The 16,177-nt window shown below is 50.7% G+C and carries 19 protein-coding genes; 16 read left to right on the top strand and 3 right to left on the bottom strand.

Annotated features, from left to right (window positions below; translation table 11 throughout):
• Positions 1-257 precede the first annotated feature (257 nt).
• Together FFS57_RS05010 and FFS57_RS05005 are read left to right on the top strand one after the other, a co-directional pair.
• Complete coding sequence (locus FFS57_RS05010; RefSeq protein WP_171013632.1) at positions 258-896, top strand: type II secretion system protein; 639 nt, start codon at positions 258-260, stop codon at positions 894-896.
• Positions 897-1,198: 302 nt separating this feature from the next.
• Complete coding sequence (locus tag FFS57_RS05005; protein ID WP_137936663.1) at positions 1,199-2,800, top strand: M64 family metallopeptidase; 1,602 nt, start codon at positions 1,199-1,201, stop codon at positions 2,798-2,800.
• Between the two features lie 108 nt (positions 2,801-2,908).
• Here FFS57_RS05005 and FFS57_RS05000 read toward each other — a convergent pair whose 3' ends face one another.
• Positions 2,909-4,876, bottom strand: a complete 1,968-nt coding sequence (locus tag FFS57_RS05000; RefSeq protein WP_137936662.1) for a monovalent cation:proton antiporter family protein — start codon at positions 4,874-4,876, stop codon at positions 2,909-2,911.
• Positions 4,877-4,955: 79 nt separating this feature from the next.
• Between FFS57_RS05000 and FFS57_RS04995 the strand changes: the two genes are divergently transcribed.
• The 14 genes from FFS57_RS04995 (at position 4,956) to FFS57_RS04930 (ending at position 14,952) form a co-directional block, all read left to right on the top strand.
• Positions 4,956-5,942, top strand: coding sequence for a KpsF/GutQ family sugar-phosphate isomerase (locus FFS57_RS04995; protein ID WP_137936661.1), 987 nt, complete (start codon positions 4,956-4,958; stop codon positions 5,940-5,942).
• 8 nt (positions 5,943-5,950) lie between these two features.
• A complete protein-coding gene (gene kdsC / locus FFS57_RS04990) occupies positions 5,951-6,475 on the top strand; it encodes a 3-deoxy-manno-octulosonate-8-phosphatase KdsC (RefSeq protein ID WP_137936660.1) in 525 nt (174 codons plus the stop codon).
• Positions 6,472-7,050 (top strand): LPS export ABC transporter periplasmic protein LptC, encoded by a 579-nt coding sequence (lptC, locus tag FFS57_RS04985; RefSeq protein WP_137936659.1) that lies wholly within the window; start codon positions 6,472-6,474, stop codon positions 7,048-7,050. The genes kdsC and lptC overlap by 4 nt, the downstream gene beginning before the upstream one ends.
• Positions 7,031-7,633: a lipopolysaccharide transport periplasmic protein LptA gene (gene lptA, locus FFS57_RS04980; RefSeq protein WP_137936658.1), complete on the top strand. Its 603-nt coding sequence runs from the start codon at positions 7,031-7,033 to the stop codon at positions 7,631-7,633. Before lptC ends, lptA begins: the two co-directional genes overlap by 20 nt.
• On the top strand, positions 7,634-8,356 hold the full coding sequence (gene lptB, locus FFS57_RS04975; protein WP_137936657.1) for an LPS export ABC transporter ATP-binding protein: 723 nt from the start codon (positions 7,634-7,636) through the stop codon (positions 8,354-8,356).
• A 58-nt stretch (positions 8,357-8,414) separates the two neighbouring features.
• Positions 8,415-9,848 carry an RNA polymerase factor sigma-54 gene (locus FFS57_RS04970; protein ID WP_137936656.1) on the top strand — a complete coding sequence of 478 codons (1,434 nt, stop codon included), beginning with the start codon at positions 8,415-8,417 and terminating at the stop codon, positions 9,846-9,848.
• Positions 9,849-9,867: 19 nt separating this feature from the next.
• Positions 9,868-10,206, top strand: a complete 339-nt coding sequence (gene hpf, locus FFS57_RS04965; protein WP_137936655.1) for a ribosome hibernation-promoting factor, HPF/YfiA family — start codon at positions 9,868-9,870, stop codon at positions 10,204-10,206.
• A 199-nt stretch (positions 10,207-10,405) separates the two neighbouring features.
• Positions 10,406-10,876 (top strand): PTS sugar transporter subunit IIA, encoded by a 471-nt coding sequence (locus FFS57_RS04960; RefSeq protein ID WP_137936654.1) that lies wholly within the window; start codon positions 10,406-10,408, stop codon positions 10,874-10,876.
• Positions 10,863-11,813 (top strand): HPr(Ser) kinase/phosphatase, encoded by a 951-nt coding sequence (gene hprK / locus FFS57_RS04955; protein ID WP_137936653.1) that lies wholly within the window; start codon positions 10,863-10,865, stop codon positions 11,811-11,813. The genes FFS57_RS04960 and hprK overlap by 14 nt, the downstream gene beginning before the upstream one ends.
• Before the next feature lie 263 nt (positions 11,814-12,076).
• A complete protein-coding gene (rapZ, locus tag FFS57_RS04950; protein ID WP_137936652.1) occupies positions 12,077-12,913 on the top strand; it encodes an RNase adapter RapZ in 837 nt (278 codons plus the stop codon).
• Positions 12,914-13,288, top strand: coding sequence for a NusG domain II-containing protein (locus FFS57_RS04945; protein WP_137936651.1), 375 nt, complete (start codon positions 12,914-12,916; stop codon positions 13,286-13,288). It abuts the gene before it with no gap.
• Between the two features lie 37 nt (positions 13,289-13,325).
• Positions 13,326-13,787 (top strand): Gx transporter family protein, encoded by a 462-nt coding sequence (locus FFS57_RS04940; RefSeq protein WP_249383892.1) that lies wholly within the window; start codon positions 13,326-13,328, stop codon positions 13,785-13,787.
• Positions 13,784-14,287 (top strand): surface-adhesin E family protein, encoded by a 504-nt coding sequence (locus FFS57_RS04935; RefSeq protein ID WP_137936649.1) that lies wholly within the window; start codon positions 13,784-13,786, stop codon positions 14,285-14,287. The genes FFS57_RS04940 and FFS57_RS04935 overlap by 4 nt, the downstream gene beginning before the upstream one ends.
• 11 nt (positions 14,288-14,298) lie before the next feature.
• Positions 14,299-14,952: a flavin prenyltransferase UbiX gene (locus FFS57_RS04930; protein WP_249383891.1), complete on the top strand. Its 654-nt coding sequence runs from the start codon at positions 14,299-14,301 to the stop codon at positions 14,950-14,952.
• Between the two features lie 129 nt (positions 14,953-15,081).
• Here FFS57_RS04930 and FFS57_RS04925 read toward each other — a convergent pair whose 3' ends face one another.
• A complete protein-coding gene (locus tag FFS57_RS04925) occupies positions 15,082-15,426 on the bottom strand; it encodes a hypothetical protein (RefSeq protein WP_137936648.1) in 345 nt (114 codons plus the stop codon).
• A gap of 48 nt (positions 15,427-15,474) precedes the next feature.
• Positions 15,475-15,966 carry a hypothetical protein gene (locus tag FFS57_RS04920; RefSeq protein WP_137936647.1) on the bottom strand — a complete coding sequence of 164 codons (492 nt, stop codon included), beginning with the start codon at positions 15,964-15,966 and terminating at the stop codon, positions 15,475-15,477.
• Between the last annotated feature and the right edge of the window lie 211 nt (positions 15,967-16,177).

Here is a 16,177-nt window from a genome sequence, read left to right as displayed (position 1 = left end):
TGGGTCAGGCTCAGGGATAGGATGCCTGAACTATAGTAGACGGCGTCGGGTTTTCGACATAGAGCCTGTCGAGTTCATGACAGGGTTGTCTTGATGCCGACAGGGTCTTGAACGAAACGCATGCTATCCATGCCATCATCTGAACAGGTGATTCCTTGCCTACCACATGTGCAGGCAGCATGACTTGATCGTGGATGGGATGGCACACCCTTTGCATGATTACCAGACGATGTCATTTGTCGGCAAGGAGCCCAAACATGCAAGCGAAGCAACAAGGTTTCACATTAGTCGAGCTTTCTATTGTGTTGGTTGTAATCGGTCTGATTCTTGGCTTGGCTTTCAAGGGGCGTGATCTGATCGATGGAGCCCGGGTCAAGAATGCGGCTGCGGCAGTCAATAAATTCCAGGCGGCCATTAATAGTTATCAGGAGAAATATGGTTCGCTGCCAGGTGATGGATGTACCGGAACCGAAGCAGCTGCAACCTTTACCGGCACGACCTGTGCGGCTGGCGGGGCTCGCGATGGACTGATTGCCAGCGGCAATGAAGGAACAGCTGCATTGCGTCTGTTGACCAATACCAATGCAATGACCGAGGCCGATACCAAGACCATATGGAATGGATTCTGGGTACTGCAGACGGGGGCCAATGCTGCCCAGCGCCGGGTGGCCAACACGACTTATCTGATGGCAGCAACCACCGCTGGTGGGGCTCCTGCCAACGTGGATGTGCGTTACATCTGTGCACTGGATAGGCAAATCGATGATGGTAAGGCGGATGGTGGCATCGTGCGTTCCAGCAGCAATGCCTATGGCACGTTGGCTGCACCTCAGCCCAGTATCGATTGCTTTGGTTTGGCAGGGAATGCCACCGTGGCTATCAGATTACTGCCGTAATTCAACTGCTTGATGCTGCAAACAGGCCGGGGTACCCCCGGCTTTTTATTGTCTGTCAGTCCTGGTATCCGTTTTCTGGCGCAGCGGATTTTGTATCTGCCAAATTTTGTCGCTCGGATCAATTTTGTTTTAAAAATAAGCAGTAAGTAAGACTTTTCGAATTTCCGAAAAGAAATTAATTCGGATGTGCGCATTAATGTTTGACAGTATTTGGAATCATGTGCATTATGACGTCGGATTAAAAATGACGTCAGCATTTATTGATGTCTCTCATCATAAGAACAGGTACTGGAGGCTAAGACATGAAATTCATCCCCAAATTGATGGTTGCCGCAACACTACTTGCATGTGGGCAAGTAATGGCAGACAACCTGTTGCTGCAGATTCAGCAACAGGAGAGTGGTGCAGCAGCTGATTTTGAGTTGGTGAATGCCGAGAAAGGTGCATTTGCCCATCAGGCCTTGTCAACAGAAGCCGATGAGAACGATCTGATCGTTGTTGGTCGTGATCGCCGTGGCCGTGAGCTGTTCCGTACGGCAATACGTAACCCAGGTGTACTGCATGCAGAGTCGTTTGACCCCAAAACGGGTGAAATTGAACAGGTAAAAAAGATCAAATTGCCGTTGTCGCAGTTTGAAGTGCGCGTACCAGATCACGCCAATCTGAATCGAGTGGAAATCCTGCAACCATCTGCCAGCCGTAACGGCTTTATGGCGGAACGCAGTGCATTCTCGTTCGACCGACAAACTATTGATCAGGCACTTCGCAAAACCGAATCCAGCCTTCTGAAACGCCAAGCATTTGCCGGTGCCACATCCACCATGCTGCTCAATACCGGTCCTTCTGCCAATCGGATGGATATTGTACTGGTAGGGGATGGCTATACTACGGCCGAGCAAGGGAAATGGGCTCAGGTCGCTAAGATGATTGCCGATGGCATCATGGCCGACCCAATGTTTGCTGCTCATCGCCAGGGTATCAATATTCGCCGGGTAGATATGCCTAGTGCCCAGTCTGGGGTGAGTGAAGTGGATCGTGGTATTCAGCGTAATACGGTGTATGGCATGACGCTGGGTTGCTTCAACACCGCCCGTTTGGCATGTGTCGATTATAACCGTGTACATCAGGTTGTTGATCCGATCACCAGCCCAGACGGACGTGACCTGATCGTCGCTGTGGCAAATTCCACCCGCTATGGCGGTGGCGGCGGGCCAATTGCGACGTTGACCACCGATGCTTCAGCAATTGAGCTGGCGTTGCATGAAATCGGCCACACTGCTTTCAAGCTGGCAGATGAATATGACTATGGCACTTGCGACCGCAGTCGCGAGCCAAGCGAAGCCAATGCAACTTTGCAGACCAATCGTTCCTACATCAAGTGGGGTAGTTTGATTCCGGGTAATGTCAGTGTGCCAACACGTGCGGGTTCAGTATCGAATGGGACCGTAGGGTTGTTTAGTGGTGGCCGTTACTGTGAATCCGGTATGTATCGGCCAACTGAAAATTCTAAAATGCGTTCGTTGGGGCAGCCTTGGCATGCTGTCAACGAGAATCGCATTAAAACTGTTTTTGGTCAGTACTACAAACCTGATGCGGGGAACGGTGAAGTCCGTTTGACAGGTACTTTGAGTCACTCCGGAGGCTGGAACAATCATCCGCAGCAAGTGTATCGCAGCGCGAACGGCGGGGTGTTCAAACTTGGTTTGACCGGGCCATCCAATGCCGACTTCGAGCTGGCCTTGTATAAATGGAACGGAAGGGCCTGGGCCGTGGTGGCAAACGCAACCGGTCCGACCTCAACGGAAAATATCAACTACAACGGTACTGCTGGAGATTACTATATCGAGGTGAAGTCTTATTCTGGTACTGGCAATTACACCTTGACTTATGCCTTCCCGAAATAAGAAAAGAAGTGTGTAAAGGCAATATGTAAACAGGGCAGGAACACCTGCCCTGTTTGTATTTGAATGGCTTATATGCTGTAGTTGTATGGGTAGGTGATTGACAGGTTGTTAGCCCGTCAACAGCCTGTATTCGGCTTTGGCCAACTCTTCGGGTCTGCCTAAGAGTACCAGTACGTCACCAACCAGAATCTCCAGATCCGGTGTGGGTTTCAGTGACCGGACATTACGACGTTTGATGGTCTTGATTTCGACCAGATCATCCAATTGCAATTCACCCAGCTTTTTACCAATGGCGGTTGCGGTGTCAGTGATCATGACACTATGCAGTCGAGGCTGAGCCTGCTCATTGGGGTCACCTAGATTGTCGGTGGCACCGTGAAAGAAACCTCGGAACAGGTCATAACGTTCTTCACGCACCTGACGGATACGCGCCAATACACGGCTCAACGGCGTACCCAACATCATCAGGGTGTGTGATGCCAGCATCAGGCTGCCTTCCATGACTTCCGATACAACCTCAACAGCCCCCGCTTCCTTCAGTTTGTCCACATCGGTTTCATCCAAGGTGCGAACAATGATCGGTACGTCAGGCCGCAATGCTTGGACATGACTCAGAATTCGCATTGCCATGTGTGTATCGGCGAACGTGACAACGACGGCCCGTGCTCGTGACAGGCCGGCTGCCATCAGCACCTCACGCTTGCTGGCGTCACCAAACGAGACATTATGGCCAGCTGTCGAGGCTTCTTGTACCCGTTCTGGATCAAGATCCAATGCATAGAATCCGATATTTTCCTGGTCTAGCAACCGTGCCAGATTCTGACCGCTGCGTCCGTAGCCGCAGATCACCACATGATTTCGTGTCATCATTGCCTGTACGGCAATTTGCGTCAGTGCGACCGATTCATTCAACCATTCCGAGCTGACAAATCGGCGCACTAACCAATCCCGTTTCTGGATCAAGAATGGTGCAATCAGCATGGACAGCAACACGGCTGCGAGTAGAGGTTGTTCCAGTTCGCGAGGCAGCAACAAATGTTCGTGGGCGAGCGATATCAGCACGAAACCGAATTCCCCTGCCTGGGCGAGTAACAAGCCAGTACGCCAGGCTGTTGCTGAAGATGTGCCGATTGCGCGGCTGATACTGAAAATCAGCAATGCTTTCAGTGGGATCAGTAGCGCCAGAAAAATCAGTAATAATGGCACGTTATCACCCAGCGCACCCATATCCAATCGCATACCGACAGTGACGAAGAACAAGCCCAGTAAAACATCGCGAAAGGGCTGAATATCTTCCTCGACCTGATAGCGGTATTCGGTTTCCGCGATCAGCATGCCAGCCAGAAAGGCACCTAGCGCCAGAGATAAGCCCGTTAACGAGGTGAGGTAGGCGGTACCAAGTGAAAACAATAACAGGTTGACGATGAAGAGTTCTTTGGAGTGCTGCTTGGCAACAATGTGAAACCATGGCCGCAAAATGCGTGGGCCAAAGTACAACAGAATCGTCAAGACAGCGACCGCCTTCAATGCCGCCCAACCCAATGCCTGTACGACACCACCAGCGGGATTCGCTAATGCTGGAATCAGAATGAGTAAGGGGACGACAGCCAAGTCCTGAAATAGCAATACGCCGATAGCCTGTTGGCCATGCGCAGTGGTCAACTCCAGTCGCTCATTTAGAATGGTACTGACAATTGCCGTGGAACTCATTGCCAAAATGCCACCCAATGCAACACTGGCAGGCCAAGACAAGTAATCGAACAGAGCCATCGGTAATGCCAGCACAATCGTGATGGCAACCTGCCCCATTCCCAGACCAAATACGGCCCGTCGTAAAGCTTTTAATTTGGGCAGGCTGAATTCCAGGCCAATACTGAACATCAGGAACACAATGCCGAATTCGGCGAGGTAGGCTGTATCGGCGCTATCTTCCAACAAGGCCAGCGCATTGGGTCCGATGATGATTCCTACCAGCAGATAGCCCAGCAGGGCAGGGAGTTTGAGTTGCCGGCAGGCAGCAACCGCCAGAACGGATGCGGCGAGCAGGATCAGGGTAGCGGGCAGGGCTCCGTGCATGCATGTACTCGTTGTTTATGGGGCCGTGATCGCCACGGTTCTTTGTCCGATTGATTATAACCTTTTATACTTCCGCCCCATGACACAGACGAATACCGAAATCGCCAAAGTATTGACGCTCGCCAAAGAAGTGCTGGAAATCGAAGCGGATGCCATTCATGCAATGGTATCAAGGCTGGATCAGGGCTTTGCCCGAGCCGTCGAATTGATTCTCGCCTGTAAAGGGCGTGTTGTGGTCAGTGGCATGGGTAAATCCGGCCACATTGGTCGTAAAATTGCCGCTACACTGGCCAGCACGGGGACACCTGCTTTTTTTATGCACCCGGGGGAAGCCGCGCACGGCGACTTGGGTATGATTACCGATCATGACGTGGTATTGGCATTGTCCAATTCGGGAGAAAGTGACGAGCTGGTTGCTTTGCTCAATCCAATCAAGCGCCGTGGTGTACCGTTGGTCGCCATTACTGGCAATCTGCAGTCTACCCTGGCGCGCCAAGCGGATGTGGTGCTGGATGCGGGTGTTGAAAAAGAAGCTTGTACCCTCAATCTTGCTCCTACTGCCAGTACGTCAGCCCAATTGGCCATGGGGGATGCTCTGGCCGTGGTGTTATTGGATCTGCGGGGATTTGGGTCCGACGACTTTGCCATGTCTCACCCGGGCGGGACGCTGGGACGCCGTTTGCTGATACATGTACGAGATATCATGCACAGCGGTGATGAGCTGCCGGTTGTTCATGTGAATACCCTGTTACGGGATGCCCTGCTGGTGATGTCTCAATCCGGCTTGGGATTGGCGGCCGTGGTAGATGGTGACAACCGTGTGGTGGGTGTTTTTACTGATGGCGACCTGCGCCGCGTACTCAATCGCGATATCGATCTCAAGTCAACACCAGTCAATCAGGTGATGTCATCTAACCCACGCCGTATCAACCCGGATAAACTGGCGGCTGAAGCCGTGCAAATGATGCAGACCTACAAGATTACCGGATTACTGGTAGTTGATGCATCCGATCATCTCGTCGGCGCATTCAATATGCAGGATCTGCTGCGCGCCGGCGTCGTTTAAGGAACAACATGCAAGCAGTCTATGACCGGGCGGTATCGATCCGCCTCATGATATTTGATGTAGATGGCGTGCTGACTGATGGCAAACTGTATCTCTCCGATTCAGGCGAAGAGATCAAAGCGTTCAACACGCTGGATGGCCACGGCATGAAAATGTTGCGGCTGAGTGGTGTCGAATTGGCAATTATCACTGGCCGGACTTCGAATCTAGTGGCGCTGCGCGCACGTAATCTTGGCATTACCCACTTGTACCAGGGGGTGGAAAACAAGCTGGATGCCTTTCATGATTTATTGGGCAAACTGGGTTTACAGGCTGAGCAAACGGCGTATATGGGAGATGACGTTATTGATCTACCAGTCATGCGACGCAGTGGTTTAGCCTTTACCGTGCCGGCAGCGCCAACTTTTGTAAAGCGCCATGCTCACTATGTTACTGAAAATAAAGGGGGGGAAGGCGCGGTACGTGAGGTTTGCGAACTGCTGATGCAAGCTCAAGGGACATTGGACGAGCAACTGGCGCCGTACTTGGTATGAATCTGGATCGTTCAGGCCTGCTGGCCCCGTTGATGGTTGCTGCTGCATTGGCGGCTGGTACATTTTGGCTCGATCGACTCAGCCGCTTGCCTGATGCAACCCGTGAAGCCAATACTGGCGGCAAGCCTGATGTCACCATGGAGCGCTTTCACGCGACGCAGACCGGCGAACATGGCGTTGCACAGTATCTGGTGACAGCAGCCAAAATGCAGCACTATCAGCAGGGCAACTATACCGATCTGTTCACGGTCGAAATGACTGATCTGACACCAAATCAGGCTCCAATGCGTATCGTGGCTGAAGACGTACGTATGAGCCATAACGATGAAACCTTTTATTTCAACGGTGTCACCCATTTGAAACGCAACCCGGATGCACAGCGCTCAGCGCTGCATCTGATTACCAGCAAGCTATGGGTATGGCCAAAGAAGGGGCTGTCGACCACTGATCAGGCTGTTGAGATTCGTGACGACTACATGCATGTCACCGCAGTTGGTATGGATCTCGATCGCAACAACGGTACGATTAAATTGAAATCCAGAGTGAGAGCGACCTATGTCAAACCTCCTGTCTAAAATACTGGCCTGCTGCCTGTTGGTTACCATTCACACTGGCGCCCTGGCAGAACGCGCCGACCGAGCAAAACCGATCAACGTTGAAGCCGACTCCTGGTTCGGAGAGGAAAAAACCAAGGTCAGTACCTATGAAGGAAACGTTGTTATCACGCAAGGTACATTGTTGATGCGTGCTGATAAGGCCATCATCAAGCAGGATGTGGAGGGTAATTATCATGCCACTGCTAATGGCCGTCCGCTAACCTATCGAGAAAAGCGTGACGATGCCGACGATTTTATCGAAGGCCAGGCGGAACGGATGGAATACAACGGTAAACTCGGTCAACTGCAGTTGTTTGGCAAAGCCCGTTTGAAGCGCGGAACAGATGAAGTCCGTGGTGACTACATCTTCTATGACCAGCTCAACGGGAATTTCAAGGTCGGCCCGGAAGCTGGCACCAAGACCGCACCGACTGGCCGTGTGCGCATGGTGTTGCAACCCCAACCGCAAAAAGATGGCAAGGATGCGGCCAAGCCGGCTGATACCCAACAGGTGACACCGCTCAAGCCCTCATCCAGTATCAGCAAACCACGTGAGGAATAATTGAGTCATCTGGTCGTCAATTCACTGAAGAAAGTTTATAAGTCGCGTACAGTTGTACGGGACGTTTCATTGTCTATCGATAGTGGTGAGGTGGTTGGCTTGCTTGGCCCAAATGGTGCGGGTAAGACCACTAGTTTTTACATGATCGTCGGTCTGGTCCCCGCTGATGGCGGAACGATTGAGCTGGATAGCAAGGACATCACCCATTTACCGATCCATCGCCGGGCACGCATGGGGTTGTCTTATTTGCCGCAAGAAGCCTCGATCTTTCGCAAAATGACCGTGGCACAGAACATTCAGGCCATTCTTGAACTGCATGGTGGTAGTAAGACTGAAATCGCTGCAAAGCTGGATGATTTGATGCATGATCTGCATATTGCACACTTACGCGATGCGGCTGCCATCAGTCTCTCTGGTGGAGAGCGTCGTCGAGTTGAGATCGCGCGAGCACTGGCCAACAATCCACGGTTCATCTTGTTGGATGAGCCGTTTGCAGGGGTGGATCCGATTGCGGTGCTGGATATCCAGAAAATCATTCGTTTCCTGAAAACACGTGGTATTGGAGTATTGATTACTGATCATAACGTACGGGAAACATTGGGGATTTGTGATCGGGCTTACATTATCAACGAAGGATCGGTACTTGCCGCAGGCCATCCAGATGAAATTGTTTATAATGAAAGCGTGAGGAAGGTCTACTTGGGAGAACACTTCCGGCTCTAGCCGCAGTCAGGCTCGGGCGGAAACAGCGTAGGCCGCAAGGTTCACGCCGACTACATCTATGAAGCAATCACTCCAGCTCAAGCTCACCCAACATCTGGCGCTCACGCCACAGTTGCAGCAGTCAATCAAGCTGCTGCAGCTCTCAACGTTGGATCTCAATCAGGAAATTGAACGCTTCCTGCAAGAAAACCCTATGCTTGAGCGGGCCGATGAGCCTGAAATGCATATGCCTGGCGAGGCGTCAGATTTCAGTAACGGAGATTCCCGTACTGAAGTGCAAAACGAAACCGCGCCAACGGAAGAACGAAGTGCATCAGACGAGTTTGCGTCTGATGATTGGGGCGAGATCAATTATAGCAATACGCCACGTGATGACGACGATGACAGTGACTATTCGCAGCAGACCGCTGAAATCCCTACGCTGCGGGATCATTTGGAAGATCAGTTGCGTTTGTTGCCGCTGGAGACCCGAGATCATGCGCTGGTATCGATTCTGATCGACAATCTGGGTGATGATGGCTTGTTGTCGATTTCGTTGGATGAAGTGCTGGAAACCCTGCCAGAGGAGCTGGAAGTCGAGATGGAGGAATTGCGGATTGCATTGTGCTATCTGCAAAACCTTGAGCCTATTGGCATTGGTGCACGTACGATCAGCGAATGCCTGATGTTGCAGATGGCACCGATGCCAACAACGCCGACTGTCCGTCTGGCCAGGCAGATTTGTGAACGCCATCTGGATTTGTTGGCAGGGAAAGATTATGCACGCTTGAAAAAGCTGTTGGGTTGCGACGAAGAGGCCCTACGAAGCGCACAATATCTGATTCGTAGCCTGAATCCTCGCCCTGGCGCTGAATTTGCTCAAAGCGACAATCGCTATATTGTTCCTGATGTGGTGGTCAAACAGGTCAAAGGTGCTTGGGTGGCTAGCCTCAATTCGGCCGCAATGCCACGCCTGCGGGTTAATCGAATGTATGCCAACATTTTGCAACAACATCGTGAAAATGGTGGGTCACAATTGGCAATGCAACTGCAAGAGGCGAAATGGTTGATTAAGAACGTAGAGCAACGTTTTGATACCATTTTGCGGGTGTCACAGGCGATTGTTGATCGTCAGTATCGTTTTTTTGAGCATGGTGAAGTGGCCATGCGGCCACTGGTGTTGCGTGATATTGCTGAGGTGCTTGATCTACATGAATCGACTATTTCACGCGTCACCACACAAAAATTCATGTTCACGCCACGTGGTATTTTTGAACTAAAGTACTTCTTCGGCAGTCATGTAGAGACAGAGGCGGGCGGAGAGTGTTCAGCCATTGCCATCAAAGCGTTGATCAAGCAATTGGTCGGCAATGAGGATGCGAAAAAACCCTTGTCTGACAGTGCTATTTCAGAGGTGTTGGCCAAGCAGGGCATCAATGTGGCTCGTCGTACCGTCGCCAAGTATCGCGAAGCAATGCAGATTCCACCGGTTAACCAGCGCAAGTCCCTATAAACGATGTAAGGAGAACCATATGAATCTCAACCTCAGTGGGCATCACCTTGAAATCACTCCCGCGATCCGTGAGTATGTGATTTCGAAGCTGGATCGTGTGACGCGGCATTTTGATCACGTGATTGATGTAAACGTGATCCTGTCTGTTGACAAGCTGCAGCAAAAGATTGAGGCGAACGTCCATCTGCGAGGGAAGGACATCCATGTCGAAGCGATTGATGAGGACATGTATGCTGCAATTGATGCACTGATCGATAAACTTGATCGCCAGGTTCTCAGGCATAAGGAAAAGTATCAGGAACGTCGCCACGATGGTGCGTTGAAGTATCAGGCCGTTCCTGGGGAAGCTGCGTCCTGATGTGATGGAGGTGGCGGCACTGATTGCCGCGCGGGTAGTACCTGTTATTCCCCCATTGGGATTGCAGCTGGTAGGAAAGGGCGCATCGCGCCCTTTTTCTTCTCAGGGATGTTGTCCGATTTGATATCAGCAATGGCAACGGCGGCAAGACGAGAATACAATAGCCGCGTTTGAACAAGGCCGTACTCAGGCGGCGTGTATGACACAACTGATCAAAAAAATTCTGCTAGCCGAAAACGTGTTTTTCGACTTGGATGTGGGAAGCAAAAAACGGGTTTTCGAACAGGTTGGACTGTTGTTCGAAAATAACAACAATATTGGCCGCAGCACGGTGTTTGATGCACTGTTTGCGCGCGAGAAGCTTGGCTCGACAGGGCTTGGCCATGGTGTGGCCGTACCACATGGGCGGATCAAGGGCCTCCGCGAAGCTGTCGGTGCATTTGTTAAGCTTAAACAACCCATTCCTTTCGATGCTCCAGATGGCAAGCCTGTTGGCTTGTTGTTTGTGTGGCTCGTACCGGAATCGGCGACAGATCTGCACCTTCAATTGTTGTCCGAACTTGCAGACATGTTCAGCCATAAACAGTTTCGCGAGACACTGGAACAAGCGCATGATGCGCAGGAAGCCTATCGTCTGATCATGGAATGGCAACCTTATGCCCCAAATTAGTGTTCAGCAGTTATTTGATGACAATGCCAAGAAACTGCACCTGACCTGGGTTGCAGGTAAATCAGGCGCGGGTAATCTGCTGACCAACGATATTGTGCAAAAGCCCACTTTGGCATTGGTGGGGCATCTTAATTTCGTACATCCCAACCGTGTACAGGTACTTGGCTTGGCAGAAATGGAGTATTTGCATACGCTGGATGACAATACATCCCGTACATCCATTGCCCATTTGTTTTCCAATCAAATGGCAGCCATGATTGTTGCCAATGACGAACAGGTTCCGCAGGTTCTGATTGATGCCTGTGAAGCGTCATCAGTGCCATTGTTCAGCTCACCAGAAAAAAGTCCATACCTGATGGATGTGCTGCGCTTTTATCTGTCAAAAGCGTTGGCGGTATCCACGGTATTACATGGGGTGTTTCTGGACGTATTGGAAGTGGGGGTGCTGATCACAGGGGATTCCGCAATGGGTAAGTCTGAATTGGCGCTGGAATTGATATCGCGTGGACATGGTTTGGTGGCAGATGATGCGGTCGAAGTATTCCGAGTGGCGCCGGAGATTCTAGAGGGCCGTTGTCCACCTATGTTGCGCGATTTTCTGGAAGTTCGCGGTTTAGGTATCCTCAATATCAAAGCAATTTTTGGCGAGACCGCGGTCCGACCGAAAAAGACCTTGAAGCTAATGATTCACTTGCAAAAAGCCAACCCGGAAAACATGGCGATGCTAGATCGACTGGCCTCTCATGAAGCGACTCAGGATGTCTTGGGTGTTCCAGTCAGGCGTGTTGTCTTGCCGGTGGCTGCGGGGCGTAACTTGGCGGTGTTGGTAGAGGCGGCGGTCCGTAACTACATTCTGCAATTACGCGGCTTGGATAGTACCAAGGAATTCATTGAGCGCCAGCAACGTTATATGGAATCTGGCGAGGGCATGAACTGATCGCAAGATTTCCTGTGAGTTACATCAGATAAGCTGCGATTGTTGTCAGCTACGACGATATCCAAATTCGTTCCTGACGTTATCGCCGAACCTTGGTATTGTTTTAGGTATAGTCAAACAAGGTGTTGCATATCAGATTTGCTGTGTAACCATCGTCTTTCCAGCATGGTCGACTAATTTGTCTTTCGCTTACGGTAGCGGGAACGTACGCTTTCAGGCATGCTCAAACATTGGTCTATCGTTGATTCATCATAGAGACATCGATGCAACTCATCATTATTAGTGGATTGTCCGGCTCTGGGAAAAGTGTGGCACTCAAGGTGCTGGAGGATGGCGGGTTCTACTGTATTGACAACCTGCCCACACCGTTTCTTCCACAGATTGCTAGCTACCTTCAAGCAGATGGCCACGACAAGTTGGCGATCAGTGTGGATGTGCGTGGCGGCCCAAGCATTGATGCCGTTCCACAGCAATTGGATGCATTACGTGCACAAGGGGTGGACGTACGATTGTTGTTCTTGGAAGCGAAAACCGAGACATTGGTCAAGCGCTTCTCTGAAACCCGCCGCCGGCATCCACTGGCAATGTCTTCGCTGACCGTTACCGAAGCAATTGCGCTGGAACGGGAAATGCTGGCGAGCGTGGGGGATTTCGCGCATCGTATCGACACTTCTGATCTGAACTCCAATACCTTGCGTAACTGGGTCAAGACTGTGGTTGATATGGATCAGTCACGTCTAACCCTGATTGTCGAATCATTTGGCTTCAAGCATGGCATTCCGTTGGATGCTGATCTGGTCTTCGATGTACGCAGCCTCCCTAATCCACATTATGTACCTGATCTCAAACCTTTGACTGGTCGTGATCAGCCTGTGGTCGATTTTCTCAAGGCACAGACTGAAGTGTGTGCAATGTATGACGATATCGAGAGTTACATTGCACGTTGGTTGCCTAGTTTTGTTCGTGATAACCGCAGCTATCTGACCGTGGCGATTGGGTGTACAGGTGGTCAGCACCGTTCTGTTTATTTTGCAGAGCAACTGGGTAAGCGTTTCAGCAATGAACAACAAGTAATCGTTCGTCATCGTGAACTTGCGTAAATGCGCTGGGGCGTCTTGGTTCGCCCTGGTGATTGGTTGATCATTCTGTTGGCAATATTGGTATGCATTGCATGTGCGCGTTGGTGCTGGTTTCGTGAAGTGCCTGATCGTGCCCTGGTCCGGGCGTCAGGCCAGTTGGTTGCAGAACTTCCTTTAAATCAGGATCACGTTATCTCTGCCATGGGGCCGTTAGGTGAGACAGTTATTGAGGTTCGTGCTGGTCAAGCTCGTGTGCAACGTGATCCCAGCCCACGTCAATATTGTGTACTGCAGGGTTGGCTGTCACGAGCAGGACAGATAGCTTTGTGCCTACCAAACCAAACCAGTGTTGAATTGTCCGGGCCACGTCGGCGTTATGATTCCCTCAGCTACTAAATTGGTTGTAACCTCACGTGATCGGTTGCTGGCCAGTATGGCAGCTACCGGTATCATGTTGGCCATGATCGAAAATGCCTTGCCTTCCCCCATCCCCGGCGTCAAGCCGGGCTTGGCCAATATTGTGACGCTGTATGTGTTATACCGATTTGATTGGCAAACAGCTGCTTGGGTCGCCATATTACGTATCCTTGGGGCGGCATTGTTGTTTGGTAGTTTTCTGACCCCTGGCTTTTTTCTTAGTTTGGCTGGCGGTTTCTCCTGTCTGGCAGTATTGCGGTTGACTTGTTTGTTGCCGCGTGAATGGTTTGGGCCGGTGAGCCAAAGTCTGTGTGCAGCATTTGCACATACCACAGGGCAGTTGTTAGTGGCTTATGCTTGGTTGCTTCCACACCGGGCAGTGGTCATGCTGGCACCTGGTTTTGTGATTACGGCCAGTTTATTTGGCTTGATAAATGGTTTGATCGTAGCCCGACTATTGAATGAAACGTCGCAATGAAATGGTACCGCCTTTTATGTTTGTTCTTGCCAGCTTTGTCATGGGGGGCTGATTGGCAAGCATTGCGTCTGAATGACAGTCATTTGCACAGTATCGATCAGTCAAAGGTACTGATTGACAGCACATATATTACCTACTGGCGAAAGGTAGTATTCAGTAGCCCCCAGACAATACGACAGGGAGTTGTCAGTAGTGGCTTGTTCAGAGAGCGGATTGACTGTGCTCAGCATACTTTGCTGACTTTAAACTGGATGCTGTTTGATCGGGTTGGATTGCAAGTTGATCACGCCGGCTCGGCAGATAAAGAGGCTTCACTCATTGTTCCCGATTCCCTAGCCGATCAGCTGGAGACGGTACTTTGCCGGATGATTGGTCAAAAACGTCTGTTGTCGCCAAGTGTTAAGTCGGTGGCTGTGCCGAAACTAGAACCGATGCTGGAAAAAGAGCTAATGGATTCCTTGCCAGCCAGTATCAAGCCGGATGCTGTTCCCCCAAATTGAGAAATCAGTCCATGGATCTCCAGTATCAAACCATGCTGGCACAACACCCTGATGTCGATCAGGTAGTTGGCAAAACTGTCGCTTTGGCTCTCACCGGGGCATCTGGCATGCCTTATGGAATCCGGTTACTGCAATGTTTATTGGCGAGCGGCGTGGAAGTCTGGTTGCTGTATTCACAAGTGGCTCAAATAGTGGCACGACAAGAGATGGATTGGGCATTGCCCACTCGGGCTGCAGAAGTGGAAGCGGTGCTAAGTGCGCAGTTTGCAGTATTGCCTGGCAAGGTTCGGGTATTTGGCCGGGAGGAATGGTTTGCACCGGTTGCTTCTGGCTCCAATCCTCCCGATGCAATGGTTATCTGCCCATGTACCATGGGGACATTGGCGGCGATTGCAGCAGGGATGAGCGACAATCTGATTGAGCGAGCAGCAGATGTAACGCTGAAAGAACAGCGGAAGCTGATCATTGTTCCGCGTGAGGCACCTTTCTCTGTCATCCATCTGGAGAATATGCTAAAGCTGGCCAAGGCGGGAGCTGTGATTCTGCCGCCTAACCCAGGCTTCTATCACCACCCTCAGACTGTGCAGGATTTGATTGATTTTGTCGTGGCAAGAGTGCTCGATCACATCGATATCGGGAATCGTTTGATCAAGCGCTGGGGCTGATGGATTACCCAGCGACATGGCCGGGCGAGAGTTTAAGTGTGACTAACAAGAATCCGGATGCTGCATTGTGTCACTTGGCCATACCCGTGCGCCTTGCCTCAGCCACTTTGCTGAATTTTGTTAGCCAAGCTAATTGACGGACTGAGAAACAAACTCATTGTCGATGAATTCGACAGCAATGGTACTGGTTGGGGGCGTTAACAGGTTGGTGACCTGCGTATAATCCAACCCGTAAAATTCCCGAATTGCCTGAGATAGACTGATCGAATTGTGTCGTGTCAGTTCATCAATCTGATTGATGACCCAGCGTGCGTTGTTATAAGCCTCTTCCGGAGACAAATTGGTGAGGAACATGCGGTTATTGAGAATGAAACCAGATGCTTCCATGACGGATGTCACTTGATTCCAGTATTGGCTGCACAGCTCATAGCCGAACCGTTCGTAATCCAGATTGATAACAATGGCAGTTTTCATTGGCTTGGATAACCCGCTATCGAGCTTTATGGTTATAGCACATAAATATCACGGCTTCCGGCGGGGATGATGAGAAGGATCGAAGTGCAATGCTTCTCGATAACTATGCTTGACTGCTTTTACTACCGCCGCAGATAAATTGGTATTTGCAAATTTGCTGACCTGCCGTGTGGCTTTGGACATAGAGTCATAAGCGCAACCTCCCATGGTCAAGGCTGATTGAAATGGAGAGAGTGCTCCCAAGGCGGCAGGAGTTTGCTGAGAAAGCTGATTCAGAAAATCCAGCATACTTTGGCGAGTGCTACCAACCAGTTGGTCTGATACGCTGGCAAGTTTGAGCTGGGTTTGAAGGCTAGCCAAATAGTAGTCACGAGATGCATCCAGACTGTTTTCCCACCTGTCCAACCATGATTCATCTGGTCCAGCTTGCCACCAGTAATGTGTCATTTGCCGCCAGATATCGTCAAAGGGTTGGGTCGGATTGGGCAATTCAAGAAACGGGGGCGTAGTCGTTGATTGGCAATGGCTGGATTTCAACATGGTGCACCGAATGAGGACTAGGCATGGGGCCAAAGTTTTGCTGGTGATGCAATTCGAGATTTATCATGCGAATAAGCAAACTATTTAGTTGGCCATGCTTCATTTCAGCTTGTATTGGTTGTTTTGGCAAGCTGATTTGATCTATCGAAAATGTTAACTACATGAAATGTGTCGGTAAGACGACTTGTTAATGACGAATATGCAAAAATGA

Source organism: Chitinivorax sp. B (genome assembly GCF_005503445.1).
Classification (GTDB): Bacteria; Pseudomonadota; Gammaproteobacteria; order Burkholderiales; family SCOH01; genus Chitinivorax.
This window is presented reverse-complemented; position numbering and strand designations above follow the sequence as displayed.